Origin of the sequence: Photorhabdus heterorhabditis, from assembly GCF_001280945.1 — a bacterium.
GTDB lineage: Bacteria > Pseudomonadota > Gammaproteobacteria > Enterobacterales > Enterobacteriaceae > Photorhabdus > Photorhabdus heterorhabditis.
In genome coordinates, this window is sequence record NZ_LJCS01000036.1 from 15,483 (window position 1) to 38,212 (window position 22,730).

Annotated in this window: 18 protein-coding genes; all 18 read left to right on the plus strand. The window is 41.9% G+C overall.

What is annotated here, in order from left to right; translation table 11 throughout:
• Nucleotide 1: 1 nt before the first annotated feature.
• Complete coding sequence (locus AM629_RS13120; protein WP_054479628.1) at nt 2–3,742, plus strand: LPD7 domain-containing protein; 3,741 nt, start codon at nt 2–4, stop codon at nt 3,740–3,742.
• A gap of 10 nt (nt 3,743–3,752) precedes the next feature.
• The gene (locus AM629_RS13125) at nt 3,753–4,271 is read left to right on the plus strand and encodes a hypothetical protein (protein ID WP_235525476.1); all 519 of its coding nucleotides are present in this window, start codon (nt 3,753–3,755) and stop codon (nt 4,269–4,271) included.
• 45 nt (nt 4,272–4,316) lie between these two features.
• Nucleotides 4,317–4,991 carry a DotI/IcmL/TraM family protein gene (locus tag AM629_RS13130; RefSeq protein WP_054479630.1) on the plus strand — a complete coding sequence of 225 codons (675 nt, stop codon included), beginning with the start codon at nt 4,317–4,319 and terminating at the stop codon, nt 4,989–4,991.
• Complete coding sequence (locus tag AM629_RS13135; RefSeq protein WP_054479632.1) at nt 4,991–5,989, plus strand: DotH/IcmK family type IV secretion protein; 999 nt, start codon at nt 4,991–4,993, stop codon at nt 5,987–5,989. Before AM629_RS13130 ends, AM629_RS13135 begins: the two co-directional genes overlap by 1 nt.
• Before the next feature lie 4 nt (nt 5,990–5,993).
• Nucleotides 5,994–7,217, plus strand: a complete 1,224-nt coding sequence (gene traO / locus AM629_RS13140) for a conjugal transfer protein TraO (protein ID WP_054479634.1) — start codon at nt 5,994–5,996, stop codon at nt 7,215–7,217.
• Nucleotides 7,217–7,957 (plus strand): hypothetical protein, encoded by a 741-nt coding sequence (locus AM629_RS13145; RefSeq protein ID WP_054479636.1) that lies wholly within the window; start codon nt 7,217–7,219, stop codon nt 7,955–7,957. The genes traO and AM629_RS13145 overlap by 1 nt, the downstream gene beginning before the upstream one ends.
• 8 nt (nt 7,958–7,965) lie before the next feature.
• The gene (gene traQ, locus AM629_RS13150; protein ID WP_054479638.1) at nt 7,966–8,496 is read left to right on the plus strand and encodes a conjugal transfer protein TraQ; all 531 of its coding nucleotides are present in this window, start codon (nt 7,966–7,968) and stop codon (nt 8,494–8,496) included.
• Nucleotides 8,497–8,510: 14 nt separating this feature from the next.
• Nucleotides 8,511–8,915: a DUF6750 family protein gene (locus tag AM629_RS13155; protein ID WP_054479640.1), complete on the plus strand. Its 405-nt coding sequence runs from the start codon at nt 8,511–8,513 to the stop codon at nt 8,913–8,915.
• Nucleotides 8,916–9,024: 109 nt separating this feature from the next.
• Complete coding sequence (locus tag AM629_RS13160; protein ID WP_054479642.1) at nt 9,025–9,630, plus strand: hypothetical protein; 606 nt, start codon at nt 9,025–9,027, stop codon at nt 9,628–9,630.
• A 2-nt stretch (nt 9,631–9,632) separates the two neighbouring features.
• A complete protein-coding gene (locus AM629_RS13165; RefSeq protein WP_054479644.1) occupies nt 9,633–12,707 on the plus strand; it encodes a putative type IV secretion/conjugal transfer ATPase in 3,075 nt (1,024 codons plus the stop codon).
• A 41-nt stretch (nt 12,708–12,748) separates the two neighbouring features.
• The gene (traW, locus tag AM629_RS13170; protein WP_054479646.1) at nt 12,749–13,975 is read left to right on the plus strand and encodes a conjugal transfer protein TraW; all 1,227 of its coding nucleotides are present in this window, start codon (nt 12,749–12,751) and stop codon (nt 13,973–13,975) included.
• Nucleotides 13,968–14,528 (plus strand): conjugal transfer protein TraX, encoded by a 561-nt coding sequence (traX, locus tag AM629_RS13175; RefSeq protein WP_054479648.1) that lies wholly within the window; start codon nt 13,968–13,970, stop codon nt 14,526–14,528. The genes traW and traX overlap by 8 nt, the downstream gene beginning before the upstream one ends.
• A gap of 116 nt (nt 14,529–14,644) precedes the next feature.
• Nucleotides 14,645–16,816 (plus strand): DotA/TraY family protein, encoded by a 2,172-nt coding sequence (locus AM629_RS13180; RefSeq protein ID WP_054479650.1) that lies wholly within the window; start codon nt 14,645–14,647, stop codon nt 16,814–16,816.
• Between the two features lie 31 nt (nt 16,817–16,847).
• A complete protein-coding gene (locus AM629_RS13185) occupies nt 16,848–17,432 on the plus strand; it encodes a hypothetical protein (protein ID WP_054479652.1) in 585 nt (194 codons plus the stop codon).
• Between the two features lie 149 nt (nt 17,433–17,581).
• Complete coding sequence (gene trbA, locus AM629_RS13190; protein ID WP_200905768.1) at nt 17,582–18,901, plus strand: conjugal transfer protein TrbA; 1,320 nt, start codon at nt 17,582–17,584, stop codon at nt 18,899–18,901.
• A 16-nt stretch (nt 18,902–18,917) separates the two neighbouring features.
• Entirely contained in the window at nt 18,918–19,934 is a 1,017-nt protein-coding gene (locus tag AM629_RS13195) for a DsbC family protein (protein WP_054479653.1), read from the plus strand.
• Nucleotides 19,935–19,951: 17 nt separating this feature from the next.
• Entirely contained in the window at nt 19,952–22,123 is a 2,172-nt protein-coding gene (gene trbC, locus AM629_RS13200) for an F-type conjugative transfer protein TrbC (protein WP_054479656.1), read from the plus strand.
• Between the two features lie 252 nt (nt 22,124–22,375).
• Nucleotides 22,376–22,720: a hypothetical protein gene (locus AM629_RS13205; RefSeq protein ID WP_054479658.1), complete on the plus strand. Its 345-nt coding sequence runs from the start codon at nt 22,376–22,378 to the stop codon at nt 22,718–22,720.
• The last annotated feature ends 10 nt before the right edge of the window (nt 22,721–22,730 follow it).

Consider the following 22,730-nt stretch of genomic DNA (forward strand, 5'->3'; position numbering starts at 1 on the left):
GATGAAAGCAACAGAACCTACCTACCTAGTAATTCCTTTCGATCAGCTCGAAAAAGCTAAGAAACAAGCTGGTAAACTTGAAAATGGTCAAAATGCCATAGCGTTCGATTCCGAGAGCAAAATGTGGTTTGCCAAACCCGGTGCAAATCTTGAGAAACTGGCAAATTGGCGAGTGGACTCCACACTAATTCAAAAGAAAGAGGGCAATCCCCAAAAAGAGTTTGGTGACTTTATTTACATACTTGGAGGTGTGTTAGACGACGATCCTATCATGGATGGATCTGTACAACGGATTAGAATGGAAGATGATAAACCAGGGGAAAAATCAGGAGCTTATGTAGGTCATAAAGACGGTTTCCCTAATGGGTGGTTGATAGACCATCGAAAGGGAAATTATCACAAGTGGTCTATGGCATCAGATAAACTTGATCCCATAACGCTTCTTCATATTAAAGCAGCCACAGCCCAAGAGCGATTACGTCGGAAAAATGAACTCCGTATTGCACAAGATGCCAAATCCAAAGAAGTCACAATTCTATATAACAACCTTCCTCAAGCAGGACACAATCACCCTTATCTGCTACGTAAGGGGATTATGGCAGCAAAAGGCGTACACATTGACCCCCAAAATAATCTAGTTATCCCACTCTCAAATTCCGACGATGCCATCCGAACATTACAAACCATCAGTCCTAACGGAACTAAACTCTTAACAAAAGGCGGTGAAAAAGTCGGTAACTTCTATGTGATTGGCGGCACGTTAAAAAATGGTGTGCCTATCGTCTTTGCTGAAGGCTATGCTACCGCAGCAAGTATAGCAATGGCCATTCAACATCCTGTCGTTATGACCGTGGATGCCAGCAATTTAGTGAAAGTTGCTCAAGCTTTGCATGAGCGCTATCCAGATAGTCAAAAATGGTTTTTGGGGGATGATGATATCCCAAAACCCAAACGCCCTGGTAACCCCGGAAAGGATAAAGCCTCTCAAGCCGCCGAATTAACTGGCGGAACTTACATTCTCCCAACGTTCACGTCAGAAGAACGACAGAAAGGTTTTACGGACTTTAATGATCTTCATCAATCAAGAGGATTGGATGCACTGAAACAACAGTTGCAAACCGTCTTTACAGCAATACATACCTCTTCCCAGATAGAGCCGACTAAAATGGTTGATATCCCTGCAAAACACCAATCAGAATCGATAAAAATACTAAATGAACCACCTGAATCAGATATTTCAGAATCGCTATCAAATATTAACGATGTTACTCCAGTATCGTCTATTTCCAGCGATGACTATGCCGATTATAGCCATATTATCGAAGAAATGATGGAGCAGGAACAACCGGAATATCAATTCCCAAACATCGTATCTGAACTACCAAAGCAAGATATATCTGAATCTTCTGAGATATTAGAACCAGCAACAACAGAGGCGATTCAAACTGCTCATGACGAACTAATTAATGACGATAAAGTTGCAGATATTGCACCTCAGGAAGAATCTCCTAGTGAGGATATAAAAGAACAAAACGAATCTAATGGTTTAACTAAAGAAAGTAGTATTAAGCCATACAATGAAAAAGAAAAAACTCAAGAGGCAGATGACGACGCTAAAGAATGGTTAACTTCCAGCCGAGTATCAACCGCTGAAATGATAGCTGAAGATGAAGAGCGTTACCGCAATAGAAAACAAGATGCCCAAATAACTGGCCAACAAACTCAAGAAATGGCAGTTGCTGAATCAGCAAAAGAAGAGGAAACCTTAGCTACTGCAGTAGAACCAGTAACAACAGAGGCAATTCAAACTGCTCATGACGAACTAATTAATGACGATAAAGTTGCAGATATTGCACCTCAGGAAGAATCTCCTAGTGAGAATATAAAAGAAAAAAACGAATCTAATAATTTAACTAAAGAAAGTAGTATTAAGTCATACAGTGAGAAAGAAAAAATTCAAGAGGCAGATGACGACGCTAAAGCATGGTTAACTTCCCGCCGAGTATCAACTGCCGAAATGATAGCAGAAGACGAAGAACGTTACCGCAATAGAAAACAAGATGCCCGAATAACTGATCAACAAACTCAAGAAACTGCAACTGCTGAATCAGCAAAAGAAGAGGAAACCTTAGCTACTGCAGTAGAGCCAGCAAAACAGAATGAACAGTTAGAAAATGCAATTATTATTGAAACGTCACGGCAACTCGCACCAATAGACCTTGATACCTTAATGCAAAAAATCACACATGAAATGTCCGATGACGGTCGTTCTGTCAAATATCTGCTCAGCGGTGAGGATGCATTTGTTGACCATAGCAATCGTATCGTGATGGCAACCGCTCAATCCAGTCAGAACGATTCTATGATACTTGCAGCCCTTCTCGTCGCGCGGGAACATTATCGTGGTCGTATCGAATTAACTGGTAGTGATGAATTCAAACAACGTGCAATTAATCTCATCGCAGAATACAACCTCGATGTGAAAATGAAGAATGCACAGCAACAATTAATGCTGGATGAAGCAATAAAGAAACTTGCTGACGAACCTACTCCAAGCGATACACCTACACCAGTAGGTAGCCCAGTAGCAAGCATTGTTTTGGAACCTAATGAAACAACTGCTTTTGTTGCTTCACCATCAGGATTACAGTCAGAACTACCACCTGAATTACGTCCAAATGTTCTTCCTCGGAAAAATCCACAAAATGCCAGCCATAAAGAAAGTAAGGCTGGTATAACCGGGACTATCTTGGGATATGGCCCTGCAAAATATAACTTTGATCCTACTGAGAGTGAAAACTACTACGTACACCTAAGAACTGCACAAGGTGAACGATATATCTGGGGTAAAGGATTGATGGATGCCATTAGCGAAAGTGGATTAAGTAAAGGCGACGTAGCCACGCTTAAATGGCTTGGCAGCGAAAAGGTCGCCATAATGACAAAAGTCCGAGACGCTCAAGGAAAGGTTGTCATCGACGAAAACGGTTTAGAAAAAACACATGAAATTATCACTAACCGTAATCAATGGGAGATAACTTCGGCAATTGATCCTCGGCTACTTGTCAGCAATGAACGCCAAGCAGCTCCCCCTGCTAGTTTGCTCGCTTATGACATAGCACACTTTAAGGCCATACAAGAAAAAGTGATTCAATTCGCTACAGAAACTGGAGTAATTATACCTGATTTACCATCACCAGCGAATGGTCTGTTATGGTTTAAACCTAATGGCGAAGGTACACAGCCTCCTGCAATACGTCCAACCAATGTAAAATTACCTGTTCACACTCAAGATGCAGGTACTGTACTAATGAGAGCCATGAATAGCGAAAACCAACTTAAGCTGCTTTTGGTGAAAGGGCTAGGCGAATATATACAAGGCATAGTGCATTATCAGGGCAAATATCATTCCGTTCTTGGCAAGTTATGTACTCGGGAGAATGGCAGTCGTTACTTATCACTCAATTCAATCACTCCTGATGGACTAAAAGTCATCGGCTATGGAAATGCTGTCAATCATAAAGCCGGTGCCAATAACGCCTTTGTATTCAAACTGAAAGATGAAAAAGAACGACTCTATGCTCCATTAGTTGATCCGGTAAAGTACCCACCGGCTCTGCATAAACAACTTGGGTTTACGAATGACTACATCCCACCGTCGCAAGCCTCGCAGATCCGGGAAAAAGACATCGTGGAACATACCGCTAAACCTGCCCCATCAACACCAAGACCTAGTGCGTAAAGGAATCACTATGACTATGCGACTACATCATTTGATACTAGTCACGATTGTAGCCAGCTGTTTTACTCTTCCCGCTCAATCTGCAAACTGTCGTGCAGGAACGGCGGCCCAAGCTGGAGCTCAAATAGGATATGAACGAGATCGAAAAGCGGCCGAATCTTGGTCACAACGTGAAAACCAAGTATCCAGCGGATTGCAGCAATGTTTGGGTAGTATCAGCACTTCGATTACAGTACCAACGTTTCCTGACTTAAGCGGTATCCTAAATGGGATTAAAGATAGAATCTGTCAAGCAGCCCGCAATAAGATTCAGGTCTATATCCCCAGTAAAATCGACCCATGGGGAGATTTGCCTCCCAGTTTAGGAAACTCTATAAATACACCGGTGGGGAGTTTGCCTCCACTTATGGGTAAAAATTCACACTCAGTGAATATGAATATAGGCAGAAGTTTGCCACAAAGCACTTCACCAACTCCAATACATTCCGTTTCTGAGCCATCCGGCAACGATTATCTCTTCACTCGTTAGTTTCCCAACTCGGACTACCGAGCAAATGTAAACTATGGATACCCCATGAAAGAAAAAGAACAGGTTACCCCTCAGGTAACTGAGCCTGATCCATATGCATCAGCTATTGCTAAGCATAAAGCTAATCAACTTAATGTAGGATTTACGCGCAAGTCACTCACGGCTAATGTCTGGCAAGGTGCCAGCCAACTCGTGGCTATGATAATAATCGGGTGTTTGGTATACGCCGTATTACACCCTCCAGTGAAATATTTTGCTACTCAAGATGGAAGAATAATCCCTCTACATCCAACGGACAAACCCGCTTACAGTGATGCTGATGTGATTGATTTTGGTAACCGAGTCATTCGCGAAGCCTTCACACTTGACTTTGTAAACTATCGATCTCAGATGAACAACCTAATACCTCGTTTCTCTGACTCTGGTTTTCAGAGCTACTACACAGCCTTAACCCAATCCAATATTTTATCAGCGATAAAAGATAAAAAAATGAATATGTCATCAATGACATCTTCTGGTGTAGTCATCAGCAAAGGAACTCTAGAAAACGGAGCCTATGCATGGAAACTTCAATACCCCTCAAAATTTAAACTCGTTGGGCAAGTCAACTCCTTACCCGAACAAGGTTTTGTTATTTCACTATTAATCCAACAAGTTGATCCCCGCTTGAAAAACGCAGGCTTGGAAGTTAGTCAGTTAATTACCTATGAGGCCCCATAATGTTAAAAACTCCACTGTCTGGCTTAATCCTACTAGCAACTTTTAGTAGTTATGCCGCACCAATAACCTCAGTACCGCCAATATCAAGCACTTGGCAACCAGCAGAAAGCATGAACACACAAATGCAGCCAACACCTACAGTTCAAGCCTCTACAATTCAGCAAGTCCCGACTCAGCCGACAGAGAACTCTGAACCTAATGCACCATTACCCTCACCTGCATTAACTTATGCACTCAATCAGGTGGCCCCCCTAACACCAGAAGATGTTTCAGGACTATATCAAACATTTGACCAATTACAGCGTAGCGAAAGTCGAACCCCAATCACTGCAGTCCCACGCATTAGCTCACTGACAGTTAATTTATCTCCTGGTGCATCTTTACCGTTGTTACGCGCTCTACCGAACTTTCCAAGTACAGTATCATTCACCGATGAAACGGGGGCACCATGGAATATCGGAGCACCTCCGATTAACGGAAATGAAGCAGGGTTCGAGGTTAAATACATTCCGAATAGCCCTGTCATGTCAGTTCAAGCTAAACGCGCTTACGACACAGCCAGTGTCAGTGTATACCTCCAAGGGCTTCCAGTTCCTATCGTGATTTCACTTTCCAGTGGAGAAGCCGACAACACAAACAAAGCACAGATCACAGATAGCCGACTTGATTTACGAATCCCTCTAAGAGGTCCTGCTGCTAAATCACTTCCGGTCACCCGGGAAAAAATTAGCCTTGAAGATCCATTGTTGCAGGCATTCTTAGATGGGGTTCCTCCCAAAGAAGCTAAACGCCTGAAAACTAGCGGCGATGTACCGATGACCAGTGTTTGGCAAATGGGAGATGACCTTTATATTCGTTCCCGTCATATTATTAGGGATTCTTTTGTCGCTACCTCCTCCTCTGCAGATGGTACTCGTACTTGGAAACTACCTGTCACGCCAGAAGCCGTGTTCTCAGTTCAAGGGCGTAATGTAACTCTGAACATCAATCTGGAGTAACAACATGGCCATTGAAAAAGATGTTGCCAGTGATGGTAAGAAATCTGGATTACTGATTTTATTCGGGGGAGGGATCATATTCGGGGGAGCATTCCTTTTATGGGGATATCTTAGCAAACCCGCTCTTACTCCTTCGAACATCAACCTAAACAAAGTGGCTAACAACGCCCCAGTTAGAAGTACTGAAACCAAGCAGTATCAACAACTACAAAGCCAAGCCAACAAATTAGGTTCTCAAACAGCAGACATTAACGGAACTAGCTTTGTTGCGTCATTGAAAATGAGTGATGTTAAATACGAAACACCTTCTATTGCCCCTCAACATGTAGAGCTCAATACCCTCCCTTTTGAAGCTCCGCAGAACTCAGCGCCAACTCCTAACGGAATTTCTGAGGATCAAAAAGCCGCTCTTAAAGGTTACTTAAAGGTTCTTAATGAACGTTGGAAACCTGGAGGAATGCAATTGGCTAGTGCATTTGGTCAAGAAGGAGAAGGAACTCAAAACGGTACCGGCCCAGCCAATGCATTTAGCACTTGGACAAGCGGGTTACCTAGTAACGAACAGGTGGCACCGGTCAGAACAGCAATAGAGGGAAGTATCTCACAGGATAAGATCATCGTACCTCCAAACACTCGTAGACCTGGCGTTATTGATACAGAGATTGATTCAGACAATCTGAACTCTATTGTTTCGGCTCATATACCCACAGGATTTTTAACTGACGCAATCTTCACCGCACGAGGAGTGCAATTGGCTGGAAATGGAGTTGTGATTCACTTCACCCGTATGACCGTAAACGATGTTGAATACAAAGTGGATGCGTATGCGTTACAGGACGATACACTACAATCATCAGTCGCAAGTGAAGTCAACAATCGTTATTTCAGTCGCATCATTTTACCTGCGATGGCAAGTGGCATTGGCGGTGTCGGTCAGCTATACAAAGACCAAAATACACAAATCTTATCCACATCAAGTGGAACAATTACCGGTGGCACAGGTAAGGTTGACGGCTCGGCTGTTGCCGGAACCGTTATCGGCGGGATTGGAGAACAAGCAGGTCAAGTCATAGCTAGTGATGCAGCCAAACTCCCCGTAAAACAAGTGAAAGTCCATAGGAAACAAGTAGTCGCAATCCAATTTATGAAAGGCGTATATGAGAGTGATCGGGTTAATAAAAACGCCATCGTACTCACTGAACATCGCCTAACTTCAGGAGAACATTAATGAGCTCTCGCTTCGATTTAGACACCCCTCCGACAAAACCTCTACCGGAAGACGCGGATGTTGATATCCCTTCAACTCCTCAAAAAACTAATGGACCTAAACTCATCACCTTACCAATGGGGATAAAAGTAACTGTTATGCAGTTGTGGATGATGGTAACAATGCTTTTAGGTCTTGTAATATTTGTTTTTGTTCGTGATACCCCACAACAAACAAGCAATACGCCACAATTTGCTTCTCAAGAACCCGTGGCAGAACAACCTATTTCTTCCTTTGCTGAGACATTGCCATCTCACTCCGTATCACAGGAACAGGAAACCTCAGCCACAGTTATATCGGAAAATATCCCAACTAACGGAGAGAATGGAGCAATTACAGAGGATATCAATAATCTACGCACCTATAGTGAAAATAATCGAGAAGGAATCAAGGCACTAGATCAACGATTACGCACACTTGAACAGCAGTTTGCCGCCCTGCAGCAACATCAATCGGCGTCTTTGTCCTCAGTAGCCCCAACAACGGCAAAACCAACTACCAAGAAAACTCACCAAGCCGGCAGTAAAAAATCCAATTTCCAGGGAGCCTCTATAGCCAGTCTGTATCCGGGACTTGCATGGGTGAACTATAAAGGAAGCACTTGGGCACTACGTCAGGGCGACCGCATCGGCAACGCCACTGTTCAAACCATAGATACACATAAACGTGAGGTGGTAACCACAGCAGGCATCATCCGCTAAGGAGATTTATGGATTTGGTGCAAATGATTGCAAATGCAATCAACAACTTAAGCCAAGTTGGTATCCAATTGATTCTAGCCCTCGGTGCTATCGTTGGGCTAACCATTCTCATAGGGCACTTTAGCAATATTGCCAGCAGGGCTAGACGAGGCCAATTACAAGATGGACCCGGGAAAATAGTTGGTGTCATTTTATTATGCGGCTGCCTTATCGCACTGCATAACGTAATGAGTGCTACCTCTAACCAGATGGCACTAGGAGATGTCACATTCGGAGCTATCGCTTATGTCTCAGAGGGAAAATATGGTCCAGCTGCAGTAGCTATCAATGCAATCCTCACATTACTCCAATGGGTAGGCACTATTTATGCTTATCAAGGACTGCTTCGCCTTCGTCGCTCACAGAAAGACGGACATACTGGTCTTAGTGCTGGGAACGACATATCTAGTGGCATTAAACGTCTAGTTATTGGCGCAATGCTCGCCAGTAATCCACAGCTGATTAATGCCATTCAAAATACACTCAAAATTCATTGGTAAATAAAGAGGTAATAATGAACATTCTGAAATTTATGAAAAACTTTCCATTGTTTATTTATGTTAAAGCTATTCTAATGACCGAAAAAGCTCGTCGGTATTCTCTCAGTGCCATTGCTGGATTTATAGGACTGTTATTGTCACCTGTTGCAAAAGCTGACGACGATATTACTGGCATGATCAACAATGTCTTAAATGGTGTTTATTCATTAAAAGAGCCGATTGTGAAAGCATGTCTAGTCATTGGTATGGGTTTTATTGCTACTGGTATTGTCTGTATGTCCGCCAAAAAGAATAACCCACAAATTAAAGCAACACACATCATTATTCTTTTCGTAGTTGGTGCTGGCCTTATTGCTCTTGAGCAGATTGCTAACCGTAGCCAGAAACAGATGGGCCTCAATCCAGTCTCAATTGGTTAACGTTGATGGCTGACCTATTCAGGTCGGCCACATCTCCTATTTTTGTATTGATTTCAATCTCGAACGTTAAACTCTCCAGCTCTATCTCTTCGATTTATTGGGAATTTCCATGTTGATTTTTTCCATTTCCCGACGTATAGCGGGACACACAATATCAGCCAACCAACAAAAAAAATTGAATAATACGGCTCGACAAGTCGGGTTTTGCTGCGAATTTTGTGGTTATGAGTCACCAAAAAATAGCGCAATATTTCGTGATAATAATCCTCTAAACACACAGCCCAATAACCTTGGTGTCGCAGATCCTCTCTGCCAAGCATGGCAACAATTAGACACCATCACTGCTGAGGCGGGAGCTATCGTATATCTCCCTACATTAAACCCAGAAGATGTTAACCACTTACAACGTGCCATTGCTCAAGCATTAGATTCAAATGATGAATCCTACCAAAAAGATGCTAAGGCGCTGCTCGACTGGCTGACATCTTATGAAAAACCCGTTCAACAAGTCTGGGGAACATCTCACCCTCAAGCGTTTGGAGAAACCATCAAGCACATAGCTGATGAGTACCGGCCTACATTGTTGGAGCGTTGGCGTCATCTAGCACTTGTGCTACACCCAAGACAATTTAAAGACAAACTCGCCACAACCGGACTTGAAGCGAGTACTACTTGGTGGAAACACCTATACCGTGACTATTTCTCTCGGAACTAAATATGATTATCGATAAAATCGAAGAAGCCTTTGCCTACTTTTCTCGCTATACATTAGGGAGAGATTTTTCTCAGTACTGCGATCTACGAACTGTTATTGGATTAACCCCAGACGATAAAATTCGCCATCCATCATTAGACGCTCCCTATATCCACGTCACCGAAAACAATGATTATGCCTCCTGCTTTGAGGTATTAGGTGCATTTCGTGAATTCAGTGAAACAGAACCAAAAACATCAATGGAAACACCAGCCCCTGATAGTTTCTTGCGTTTTATTTTGAAACTGCGTGACAGCTTGACGGGTGACTTCAAGTCTATGGGACACAAATTAAGTATCGTATTCGAACGAGATCCTACACGTGGTAAAGAAGAAATTAGTCGATTAGTTGCTCCACAACGTCAATCGTTCCAAAAACTAGGACTTGCATTGAACGACCTTGTAGATGAGCAGATTGCTAAAATGACACCTTATCTCGCACGGGAACGTGTGTGGTTAACGGTATACACTGCGATTGCAACCCTCCCAAACGCAGAGAAAAAAGAAGAAACCCAACGTCAAAATAAACAATTTAAAGATCTTCCAGAAGCCCGCTATGGACAAAACCCTGTTTATGCTGAATTCGAAGGATTGAAGCTAAGACACGATGCTTTTATTGACAAACTGGTAACTGATCTTGCTGACGGCAATGAAGGTGTTATGGTACGTCTACTGGACGCACATGAGGCAGGCTACGTGATCCGCGATGAAATTGAACGTGTCAGTACAGACAAAACTTGGCAACCGTTACTTCCAGGAGATCGCGTTATCCCTCATGGAAAAATGCGTGGTGAAGATATTAGTGCTTGTCTTGCTCCCCACCTTAATTTCCAATATTGCGACACTGAGGTGAAATCCTCAGGAAACATTATTGAGGTAGATGGGTTATATCATGGTCAACTAGCGATGACATTAGCCCCTCAACGCCCGGAACCGTTCAGCCAACTATTTAAGAAAGTCCCCCGTCAAATCCCATGGCGTATACGTTTAGACCTCATGCCCGGGGGAGGAGAAATGCTGCGTAGCAAGAATAACCTGTTAAGTTTTGTCGCATTTGTCCCTTCCTTACGTGATATTTATCAGTCGATATCGTGGTTGCTTGCACAAGACAAACAGGATCCCATTTGCATAATGAGCATTACAGCTAGTACATGGGATGAAGATAAAAGCAGAATGCAACGTAATCTGACCTTATTACAAAAGTCGGTTCAATCATGGGGGGTCACTAGTGTCACACGAACATTTGGGGACCCGATTAGAGCATGGATTAATACACTGCCATTAGCATCCAGTTTCAGCGCACCTACACTTATGTTTCCACCTTTATCCGAAGGTCTAAAACTGATGCCGTTACAACGACCAGCAAGTCCCTGGGGGAACGAGGGTAATGTAATATTCCAAACTATTGACGGCAAGCCTTATCCAGTGCAATTAGCCAGTGGAATCCAAGAAAAACATACTGAATTATTAGCCGGTGCCCCAGGTTCTGGTAAATCACTACTGGCCAACAGAATGCATGTAGACGGAGTATCCACAGGCAGTACAGAAATTCCATTTATGGCTATGGTTGATAAGGGTTTCACTGCTCAAGGATTTTATGACCTAATGAGAGATAGTTTACCACCAGGTCAATTAGATAAAGTTATTAGTATCATTTTACGTAATGATTCAGAGCATTGTCGTAATCCATTCGATATCTCTCTAGGTCTAAAATACCCAATCAGCACAGAACGTGAATACCTGCTGAAAATACTGACTAGTTTATGTATCGATCCACAAATTAACATGCCTCCCGATGCTGCTGCTTGCCGACAAATCATATCTATGGCCATAGATATCGCCTACAAAAAAAATAGTGATACTGAACCATTGCGCTATGGTCCTTCGCTGATCCCAGAAGTGGATAAGGCAATAAAAGAAAGTGGCTGTCTTTCTGAACATGATGCGCAATGGTGGGAATTGGCTACATGGTATGAAATTCGGGATATGCTGTTTGATAAAGGTTATGTATATGAAGCCTCACTTGCACAAGCTCAAGCGGTACCAGAACTCAATGATCTACAGGGAGCACTCAACACAGAACAAATGCGGACAACCTTTGCACAAGTTAATCGCCCTAGCTCTGATGAATCTATGTTGCATTACATTTCACGTTGTCTCACACAAGCGCTGTCTGATTACCCACTGATTTCTGGACGCACCCGATTTACTGTCAGCCCTAACACACGAATTCGTGTTGTTGATGTTAACAACGTCTCTGGTGATGACTCCCCAGAAGGAAAAATTCGCACCGGCATTATGTATCAATTTGCACGCCACCTAGCCGGTGCAAACGATTTTTACCTTCCTCAATACCAAAACGAATTATATGCCAATCTGGATTCCCGTTATGTTTCTCTACACAGAAAGCGCATCGAACAACTGGATCAGGAAAGTAAGCTCATATTTATGGATGAGCTACACAACATCAAAGGAATAGAAACACTGTGGGCCGCTCTGCAGACCGAAGATCGCGAGAAACGCAAGTTTGGTGTTCGCACTGTTTTCGCATCTCAGTATCTGGATGATTATCCTCAGCAGCTTTTGGAATCAGCTAACTCTCTATACCTCATGCGTGTACGCCCTAGCGATTTCAAAGTATTGGAAGAAGTTTTCCACGTCCCACGCGCAACACTGAATAAATTACTCAATACGACGCGTGGTCCTGCACCAGATGGCAGTGGTACGACGTTTCTGGCTGTTTTTCAAACCACAAACGGTAATGTTGCCCAACTTTTGAAAAATACAGTTGGGCCACGTCTTTTATGGGCTCTCAACTCTACCCCCAAAAATCGCGCTCTCCGCAACATTCTATATGAGGCGCTAGACGGAAAATTAGCCCGAGAACTACTTGCCACAACTTTTCCTAGTGGTTCAGCGGAGAAACATATTGATATGTTAAAGAAAAAAGCCAATCACGATGATGAAGACGGTGCTATCAGGATATTAGCTAACGAATTGCTATCTAAGGCTGGATATATTCAAAGTAACTCAATTTAACACCCTCAGGCTAAAATACCCTTATTTATCCCGGAGATATAATGAAATTCAATCCTCCTATTACCCCCCAGGTATCCCTACTCTCTGGTTTGATACTTTACATCGCATTACCCAATCAATCCTTGGGATATCCTGTTGAAGTTCTTAAAAGTATTCCGATCCAAACACAAGTTGCTCCATTACTTGGAACAATGAATACCAGTTTAGGTGAGATTGCCACTACTCAGCATCAGGTGGGTGCGGCCATTAACCAAAATGGTAGCAAAATTGCTACACAGATTGAGCAATCTGCGCAAGCGCAGCGCGATCAAGATATTTTTGCTCACCAAACAGACAGACTAGAGCAGGCGCGCCGTACTTATACCGTTCCTGATAGTATTTGCACTGAATCCGGTTCAGGAATGGCATCACAAATACAGAACGGAACCCGAGCACGACAAAGCTCGTTAGCCAGTGGTAACGGAATTAGTAACAACAAAATTCGCCAGGGTGTGACCACACCCATTCCCGCACGAGGACAAGCACAATTTCGTGTAGCAGCTATTCATGCTGATTATTGTGACGCTGTAGACTTTGCTGCCTACGGCGGAACGCCTCTATGTAAAAGCATTTCTGAGTTGCCTGGCGGTGACAAACGCTTAACGTCATTACTAGATGGTGCTGGTAAAGATGGGAAGTCTCCTGATCTTACTTTTGATCAAAAACAGACCGATGCAGCCATGGCATACATATTAAATAGCTCCGCAACATCAGCCGGCAAACAATTAAGTAAAGGTGAAGTCAAAACAACCTCAGGTCAACAATATGTAGGATTAATGACACAATACGAAGCTGTCAATTCAGCAGCCCGCGAACCTATGTTGGCTATGTTATCGGCAAGCCAACCCAATGAAGCAACACACGACGTACTCAGAGAAACACTTACGGCTTCTTCTGCAGCTGAATATTTCAATCGTACAGCATCAGATGAAGCTAAGCGTGCCGGCATAATGTCTGAAAGGGAGTTTGAGCAATTTGAAGTGGGTAGACGCTATGCTAACACAAATTATCAAACAGATCTGCAGAGTATGGAAGGCGATAACTTAATACGTGAGTCTATCCGAACCCAATCCCTTCAGAATTGGTTGTTACTGGGCATAAAGCAGCAATTACAAAAAAACAACATCCTTCAAGGGCAGCTACTTTCGCTCAATGCTACCGAATCCTACCGCCCTCAATTACAGGTAAAAATGCAAGAAGTAAACGCTGGAGCAGCACGACATGACTAATAAGGCTGAAAAAAAATCTATTACTTGGGGTCAACGCACTGTAAAAGGTATTTATTACGTTTCTAACATATTCTTACCCTTATCTGAGATACGTTACACCGCGACAAAAATAGGTCCATCTTTCCTTAATAATATCAAGCGAGTAAAACATCTATTCCCTTCCTCTCAGCTTGAGAGGAAACTCCAGCAACCAATACTTAGTTTTTATGAAGCAGTAACAGCCAGTGGTATGACAATTGAAACATTAAAACGACGTTTCCTACGTCGTAAGAAGTTATGCTTGGCTTTAGCTGCTATTCCGTCACTATTAGTCATCAGCATCATTTTGGTTGTGCTATTAAGTGGAATATATACTCCGTTATTGTTGATTAAAACACTCGTATTAATTCTGGCTTTACTCTCTCTAGCCGCATTACCATTTGTTCAAGCATTAATATGTAGTTGGCGATTATGGCAACTATGTCATCACCGAGCATCTCCAATAGAACACGGGGGATTTTCGGACTTTTTATCTGAAAACTCGTGGCTTAAAACAACACTAAGCCTCAAATAGTAAGCGCTTAATTAGACATTATATAATTCCGAACAGCTTAATTGCACATTCAGTCCCCCTATTACCCTACTAACATAAGCTAATCAGCGAGCATCAGCACCTTATACGAGACTTCTATGAATACCATTCTAAAATTAATGGCCAGCGTATGTCTTTGCCTGTTTACTCTCAACGCCTGGGCTGATTCATCGATCAGTTTTGACACTATCGAACAGGCTGCTAAGCGTTCCAGTGATCTCTCTCGCCAAATTTTAGTAATGATATTTGGTGACGTTGTAATAAATCCATTCTCAACTGACTCCAGTATGATTGGAGAGTTGTTCTTTGTTTTTAATGGGATAGTGTTGGCCATTGCCGTTGTATGGTTCCTAGCTGTTACGTTAAGGCACTTAACTAAAGCAGGACAACAAGGCAAAATCTTCAACAATGGAACCTCTTTGGTAGGTCCAGTAACCACTGCGGCTGGTTTCTTAAGCTTAGTTCCAACTATCTCAGGATGGTCAATCGCACAGCTACTTTTTCTATGGGCAGCCTCAGTGATGGGCATTGGTAGCGCAAATCTAGTAACAGATCGCATAGTTGATTTACTTGAAGATGGGTATTCATTAGTTGTGCAACCTACCACATCACAAACTTTAAGTTCGGCCCGTGCTATCTATGAAATGAATTTGTGTATGTATGGCATGAACAATGAACTAGACACCATGTATCGGCAATATGGGCAAGGGGGGACGCCCCTTATGAGCATAAAAAGTGCCACTGATGGCTTTGAGATTGGAAACGGTAGTGCTCTATGTGGTTCTGCCCGATTGCCTGAATCTATAAAAGATAAAACAACAAATTGGCTGTTTCCAGCCTCCGTTGATACTGTTCGAATAATTGATGCTCAACGCAGTGCAATGAATGAAATGCAAAATAACTTATCTCAAGCAGCTTCCGAATTTGTGACAGCTTTGCTCAACAAAAAAATGAATGGTAGCGGCACATTACCAGATGCAGAGACGAACATACAAAAAGCAGCACAGGCATATGAAGATCGCATTAACCAAACATTGAAATCTCAAGGGCAATCGAATGAGCTAGCTTCTGTTTTATCTTCTCAGCTAAAAAAGAATGGTTGGCTGGCTCTAGGAGCTTGGTATCAAACATTTGCTACCGCAAATAATAAAGTTAATGAGGCAGTGCAACTGAAACCAATCATTACTGGCATATCTGGTTTAGGAGACTTAGGTGCTGGCGACACATATAAAAGTATCATGACCGCTTATCAAGCACAGTTACAGAATTCATCCTACACGCCACCATTAGGCACTCAGAGTCCCAAGAACACACAACAAGCAACAGATGCCTCAGATCCAGCAGCCGTATTTGTTGGAATTTTTAATTCACCAGGACAAAGGTTATCAAACCATATAATACAAAATATTGGCAATGGAGAATTCAATCAAAATGGTCAGATCAATCCTTTATTGAAAATGAAAAATATAGGTGATTATGTCCTTATTTACACTGAAAGTGTTTATACAATATTTGCAGCAGCCAAAATCGCAAGTGAAACCGTTGGAAATAACTTCCTGTTAAATATTGCATCATTAGGTTTAGTACAAGCAGCGCCTGCAATGGTGAATTCCATAGGTTTAGTACAAGCAGCGCCTGCAATGGTGAATTCCATAACCCCATTAGTTCAATTTATTTGTGTATTATTGTTTGGTATCGGGTTCAGCTTGTCCATTTATCTACCATTCATACCTTTCATATATTGGATCGCGGCGGCAGCTAATTGGATCGTTAGTGTATTTGTAGGAGCAACAGGCGGTTCATTATGGGCTGCTACACATATCGGTACTGAGAATGAAGGAGGAAATCGTTCATCATATGGCTATATATTTCTCATCGACGTTATGATTCGCCCTATGTTAATGGTATTTGGATTTGTTTTTGCCAGTATAGTAACCGTTGCGCTTGGAACATTATTAAATATTATGTTCGGTGCTACAATTGCTAATGTACAAGCAAACTCTATAACTGGGTTGGTTTCGTTGGTCGGTATATTAATGGTCTACGCAAGAATATGTACAACTACTGTAAGTAGAGTTTTTGGGTTACAAGTGACTATGCCTGATTATATCATTTCATGGCTGGGTGGCCGGGAAGCAGCTGGTATTCTTGGTGGAATAGTAGAATCTACAAAAAGTATTTTTGCCGGTTTTGGTAGTGGACTAGAACGCAGCCCGGGTGTAAAATATACAAATGATAATAAAGCGCCACATGGGGATGGTATTAAATAAATAATATCATCCAGGATATAGGAGACATGCCATGACATTCATAAATAACATAAGGAAGTCATACGTTCCTGTGGTATTTATCTTACAACTAATAATTGTTCCAATCTGTATAGTAGTTATCGGAAATTATTTATACTCACTGGAATTTTTTAGCCCCATACCTTACATTGCTGTAATGGTAATAGCTGCATTTTTCTTGTCTAACTTTTTTATCTTTTCAAGAACAAAATCACAATTAAAAAAGCTAAAAGGAACTCTGATCAATAAAGACTTCTCGCCCTGCAACGAGTTAGAGTATTTTGATTTAGCCAATGGAAAATACTTCGGCATTGATAAGGAAAATGGAAGAATTCTAACCATATCACTCTATGACAAAGACAAACCAATATTAACAGGATACGAGTTTTATGATTGGGCTGGTTATGATATTCAAGGATGTAATCTAACACTAAATTTTAATCACATTAGTCGCCCATATTTTAACATTAATAGCAACGCAAAAATAAAACTATTCTGTCAAAAATTGGATGTTCTATTAGCACCATCATTCAGTCCAAAGATAAAAATAAATAATTCTTTCAGTGAACTTGTACAGAAAAAAACTCAACTCTGTTAATTTTACTGTATAGAGTATAGCCCTCAAAAAGATCGCCTTAACGGCGTTCTTTTTTTGTCCTCTGATAAACCCATTTCTGGTGTAATCCAACCGTCTCACAGAACCTGCAGACTTGTCTGCGGGCTGTTTTATTTTGTCTGGAGCAACTAATGTATTCAAGAACAACACAGCCGCCACAACAAGGCCAAGAACGTGGCTCTATGTTTCTATTAGTATTTTTCCTATTATGTTTTCTGATTTGGATATATCAGCCCTCTATCATGTTTGGATGTTGTTGGCTCCTTTATCAACTCTGGGCGCTTTGTGATTTCCCCAGGGTACATAACTATGTCGCAGAGCGACTTCACTTGTTAGCTTGGGCGGCAAATCGAGTTAATGACCTTAGCTGGAGTGAGTTCATTGATATAATGAATAAAACAGCCGGTATTCTGATGCTTCCTTTGAGCATCATCGTCAGTGGAAGTTTGTTTTCAATTCGCAATCATCCAAGTAACCTCACTCGTAGGAACATTGATGCTTATTCCCTACCACATATTATGGCCAAATTTTCACCAGCGATTATTCCAGTTCTTTGCTACGGTGATAAGAAAACACAACTGCTTAATTGTGACCCACCGGAGCACCGAAGTGCTCAGACTCCAGATGAATTCGCATTACAACACCAACTTACAATTGGGGAACGACTGAATCGAGACAAGACCCGCGAAGTATTTATGAAACAATTAGGGACTCCTTTAACTGAGTTTTCTTCCTTCAATGCTTATGAACGAGCCTTATTTGCAGTATTCGGCCTGCAAATCTTTTTGAATGATCGTAAATCTGCCGAAAAGTTGCTGGACGACCTTAATCGCTCTTGCCTAATCAAAAGCCGGCGTGATAACGGAAAGAAGGGTTATCCAGTACTGAGTCTGGCCAATAGCTCCTTTAATCGAGTTGCACAACACCCCGAAGCTAAGCGTTGGCTGCGCCATTACAGTACTACCCGTACAGCACTATTTGCACTTCATGACCAAGATTTACGTTTACCTTGTGCCCGTTTTCGCTGGCTTAAAGGTCTTGATAGGATCCTATGGTATACACTGACTTCCTCCGGGCGCCCTAAAGTCTTTGTCGAAGGGGCTGGAGTTATCGCAGCTGCTAAATGGGAGCGCCTAATTTCAGATATCTCTCTGAGATTACAGGTAAATATTCCTCGCCCAGAAAATTGGATAGATATAGCTATCATTGGACTTGAAAAAGACCTTAGAAGTATTGGATTAGTATTAAACGAACGCAAACTACAGGACAACACAGACGCAATAGAACCAGGAGATGAAAATGATGATAATAGTGAAATCATCATACTTCAATCACACGAACCGGCAGCAACTGATACGTCATTCAATCCAGTACAGTCCAATAGCCAACAAACAAAATATCAAGCCCCTAAACAACGAACTTTTTCTCGCCCGAGAGCTAAACGCCCTTAATAACAGGAACAGCCTTATGTCTCATTCATATTCTGCATCACTGCAGGGTAAAACTCTATCTGTCATCTCTGATCAGCCATACAAAAATACACCTGTAATCGTCATGGAACTAGGAAAAAATTACCGCTTTTATATCAATGATAGAAGTGTTTACCATGACAGCACAGATCAGCATTCAGCAATGATTTATGCAGCACAAAATAATGATGAAGCAAGAATGATTGTTAGTACAATAAATAGGGAAATAATCCGTAGTAAAGAAAAGCTCAAAAACAGAAAAAAAGTGGCTGGTTATAGTATCTTAGTTGCAGCTATTATTTTAATCGCTACCTCAGCCTGGCGAATGGGAATAACCGAAGGTAGTAACTTAGCTCAAAACATCCAACCATCACTTAATACAACAGAGAAACATCACCCTATCAATCCACCAAACAGGCTTTCCTCCCTTCCACATCCTGGCACTACTGTCCCTGTTTCTTCAGCTATGACTAACGTCCCGATAGAACAGCCCAAACCAACGATAAAGACGGAAGACTATCAATACACCGCGCAACGCTTACGCACAGCAGCCCAAAGCGGAAGATACACCATCCCATTATCTTCTGGTCATGCCAGGACATTGTATGTTTTTTCTGATCCAATGTGCCCAAATTGCAAAATCATAGAGCCAGCTTTGGAAGAATTGTCTCGCAATTATAACGTAGAGATTTTCCCTGTAACAATAATAGGGGGCCAGCAAACAGCAAACTTGGTGACGCCAGTCCTGTGTACTCCATCTCAAGAACGCAAACCTTTCTGGAAACAACTATATCAAGCTGATGTTAGTATGGTTCCAAACAACCAACAGGCATCCTTAGCTTCAGCTTCTTGTGAGATAGGAGAACAAGCGTTAGAGAAGAACGATGCCGCCTTTAATTTTTATAATCTTCCAGGTACTCCATCACTTTTGGCTGATGATGGCCGTTATATCCCACTTGAATCACTGAAAAGTGATGATGCACTTTCAGCATTTCTCAACTCACCAATCCAATAACAATCAGAGAGTTTCCGATGACCAAACCTGTTGAGGTCGATTCGAGCCGGGTTCGCCGGCCAATCGGCTATACCTTTATATTTATAAATGACATACTTCTATCTCCATTGGGAGTACAGATACTAATGGTTGCCAGCTTTATTTTTGGCTGGCTGTATCCCGTTAGTTTATTACTCAGCATCCCAGGATTACTACTCCTGATCGTTTTATTTAGTGATCAACCTTTTCGTATGCCATTACGTATGCCCAAAGACATTGGAGGCATGGATTTAACCACAGAGCGTGAAATACCTAAATTGCGCAATGGTGTCGGAGGGCTGTTCCGTTATGTGGTACGCACACGTAAGTACACGTCTGCAGCTGGCATTATGTGTTTGGGATATGCGCGAGGTAAATCTCTAGCTCGAGAGTTGTGGTTAACATTAGATGACTCATTACGACATATGTTACTTTTGGCTACTACAGGTTCGGGAAAAACAGAAGCGTTGTTATCCATCTTTTTGAATGCAATCTGTTGGGGTCGAGGAATTTGTTACTCTGATGGTAAAGCTCAGAACACATTAGCATTCGCCATGTGGTCGCTTGCTCGTCGTTTCGGACGAGAGGATGACTATTATGTATTGAACTTCATGACTGGAGGTACTGATAAATTCGAAGCCCTTTTGAAGAATGATAAAACACGGCCACAATCAAACACAATCAATCTGTTTGGTACAGCAAATACCACTTTCATTATCCAATTGATGGAATCTCTGTTACCTACAGCAGGAAGTGGCGATGCAGGCTGGCAAGACAAAGCTAAATCTATGCTAGCCGCTGTTGTATATGCTGTCTACTATAAATGTAAGAGAGAACATCGCAGAATCTCTCAAGCGGTAATACAGGAATACTTGCCTTTAGTAAAACTAGCTAAACTCTATCAGGAAGCGAAAAAAGATAACTGGCATAAAGAAGCCTATAGCCCACTGGAAAGTTACTTCAATACACTAGCAGGATTCCGTATCGAACTCATCAGTCGCCCGTCAGAATGGGAACAAGGTGTCTTTGATCAGCACGGTTACCTGATCCAGCAATTTAACCGTATGCTGACTATGTTTAACGACATTTATGGTCATGTGTTTTCTCGCGATGCCGGTGATGTCGATATTGAAGACATACTACATAATGACCGTATATTGACAACAATGATACCTGCGTTAGAACTCTCAAAAGGTGAAGCAGCGAACATAGGTAAATTATATATTTCTGCTATTCGCATGACCATGGCCAGAGATCTAGGTTGCGAAATTGAGGGTACGATTAATGATGTACTAATTGTCAAAAAATATGCTGGCAAGTTTCCATACCCAATAACCATGGACGAATTAGGTGCCTACTTTGGCCCTGGTATGGATAACTTAGCGAGCCAAATGCGTAGCCTCGGATATATGTTGATAGTATCAGCCCAAGATATTCAGAGATTCATCGCTGAACATAAAGGCGAATACATGACAGTCAATGCCAACCTTCTCACTAAGTGGTTTATGGCGCTACAGGATGAAAAAGATACTTTTGAATTAGCTAAGATAACTGGCGGCAAAGCATATTACTCCGAACTTGGTACAGTAGAACAATCTCCCGGTATCTTCATGCCAAATTATGAAGACGCAAACAGCAGCCATATCCGAGAAAAAGACCGTCTGGACCTTTCTGACTTAAAAGATTTAAATCCTGGTGAAGGAATGATTTCATTTAAGAGTGCTCTGATACCAAGTAACGCAATTTACATACCCGATGATGAAAAAATGACATCTACTTTGCCGATGCGTATCAATCGATTCATTGATGTACAATCCCCTACAGAAGAAGATCTTTTTACCCAGAACCCAAATCTGCTGCGCAAACTCCCACCATCAACACAAGAAATTGACGAGATTCTGCAACTTCTGAGTATGCCCTCTTCCACTACCGCAATGATGGGTATTATGGATCCTGTACTTAAACGTGTTGCCGCTGTAGCTTTTGATCTAGATAACCGCTCTGATATCAGTTATACACCGGTCCAACGTGGAATATTGCTGTTTGAAGCAGCAAGAGAAACCTTACACCAGAACAAACGGAAATGGCAAACCATACCAACGCCACCAAAACCTATTCGTGTATCTAAAAAAATAGCTCAGACACTGGCAAATACTGGAGAAAGTGTCTGACTGCTACGTTAATGTGTCAGTTCGACTCAATAACAGTTACGCTATAATGCACTATAAAATAATTCTGGAGATGGTCACACCCTGCAAACGGGATAACTTCAATTTACATCCAGTGCAGATAAACGCAGTGCTGAAAAATGCCGTAGTAGTAAAACTACAAATAGTTTCAATCTATCAGCAAGAAATTAGAAATATAGTGGCACACTACAAAAAAACCAACTCCTAGACCCAAATTATTAAGGACTCGTAGGTATGAGTGACAGTAACCAGAACTATCGACGGGGTTATATTGAATTAGTCAAACTATGCACGTTAATGCTTAACATGATAGCAACCGATGTTAAGAACGGCGGTATAACAATTATGACTCAATCATCCGAACAGCTATTGAACGAAGAAAAAATAGACTGGATCCTTGAGGAAAGTAGAACATTGCTCCACTCAATTTCACCATCAGAATCATTCGATTTAGCTGAACATGATGCTTTATTTAACCGATTGATAGAATTATTTAGCACGCTTTGTGGTAATGATCATAATGCTTGGCTGTGTTACCAGCCTGAGTTTGAGAAACGAAGAAAAATGCAAATGAACTGACTGATAACAG

What these genes read in the sequence shown, in the direction of transcription:
- AM629_RS13120 (WP_054479628.1), top strand. Translation starts at nt 2, where the DNA reads ATGAAAGCAACAGAACCTACCTACCTAGTAATTCCTTTCGATCAGCTC.
- AM629_RS13155 (WP_054479640.1), top strand. Translation starts at nt 8,511, where the DNA reads ATGAACATTCTGAAATTTATGAAAAACTTTCCATTGTTTATTTATGTT.
- AM629_RS13165 (WP_054479644.1), top strand. Translation starts at nt 9,633, where the DNA reads ATGATTATCGATAAAATCGAAGAAGCCTTTGCCTACTTTTCTCGCTAT.
- traO (WP_054479634.1), top strand. Translation starts at nt 5,994, where the DNA reads ATGGCCATTGAAAAAGATGTTGCCAGTGATGGTAAGAAATCTGGATTA.
- AM629_RS13195 (WP_054479653.1), top strand. Translation starts at nt 18,918, where the DNA reads ATGTCTCATTCATATTCTGCATCACTGCAGGGTAAAACTCTATCTGTC.
- trbC (WP_054479656.1), top strand. Translation starts at nt 19,952, where the DNA reads ATGACCAAACCTGTTGAGGTCGATTCGAGCCGGGTTCGCCGGCCAATC.
- traQ (WP_054479638.1), top strand. Translation starts at nt 7,966, where the DNA reads ATGGATTTGGTGCAAATGATTGCAAATGCAATCAACAACTTAAGCCAA.
- AM629_RS13185 (WP_054479652.1), top strand. Translation starts at nt 16,848, where the DNA reads ATGACATTCATAAATAACATAAGGAAGTCATACGTTCCTGTGGTATTT.
- AM629_RS13125 (WP_235525476.1), top strand. Translation starts at nt 3,753, where the DNA reads ATGACTATGCGACTACATCATTTGATACTAGTCACGATTGTAGCCAGC.
- AM629_RS13130 (WP_054479630.1), top strand. Translation starts at nt 4,317, where the DNA reads ATGAAAGAAAAAGAACAGGTTACCCCTCAGGTAACTGAGCCTGATCCA.
- AM629_RS13145 (WP_054479636.1), top strand. Translation starts at nt 7,217, where the DNA reads ATGAGCTCTCGCTTCGATTTAGACACCCCTCCGACAAAACCTCTACCG.
- traX (WP_054479648.1), top strand. Translation starts at nt 13,968, where the DNA reads ATGACTAATAAGGCTGAAAAAAAATCTATTACTTGGGGTCAACGCACT.
- AM629_RS13205 (WP_054479658.1), top strand. Translation starts at nt 22,376, where the DNA reads ATGAGTGACAGTAACCAGAACTATCGACGGGGTTATATTGAATTAGTC.
- AM629_RS13135 (WP_054479632.1), top strand. Translation starts at nt 4,991, where the DNA reads ATGTTAAAAACTCCACTGTCTGGCTTAATCCTACTAGCAACTTTTAGT.
- trbA (WP_200905768.1), top strand. Translation starts at nt 17,582, where the DNA reads ATGTATTCAAGAACAACACAGCCGCCACAACAAGGCCAAGAACGTGGC.
- traW (WP_054479646.1), top strand. Translation starts at nt 12,749, where the DNA reads ATGAAATTCAATCCTCCTATTACCCCCCAGGTATCCCTACTCTCTGGT.
- AM629_RS13180 (WP_054479650.1), top strand. Translation starts at nt 14,645, where the DNA reads ATGAATACCATTCTAAAATTAATGGCCAGCGTATGTCTTTGCCTGTTT.
- AM629_RS13160 (WP_054479642.1), top strand. Translation starts at nt 9,025, where the DNA reads ATGTTGATTTTTTCCATTTCCCGACGTATAGCGGGACACACAATATCA.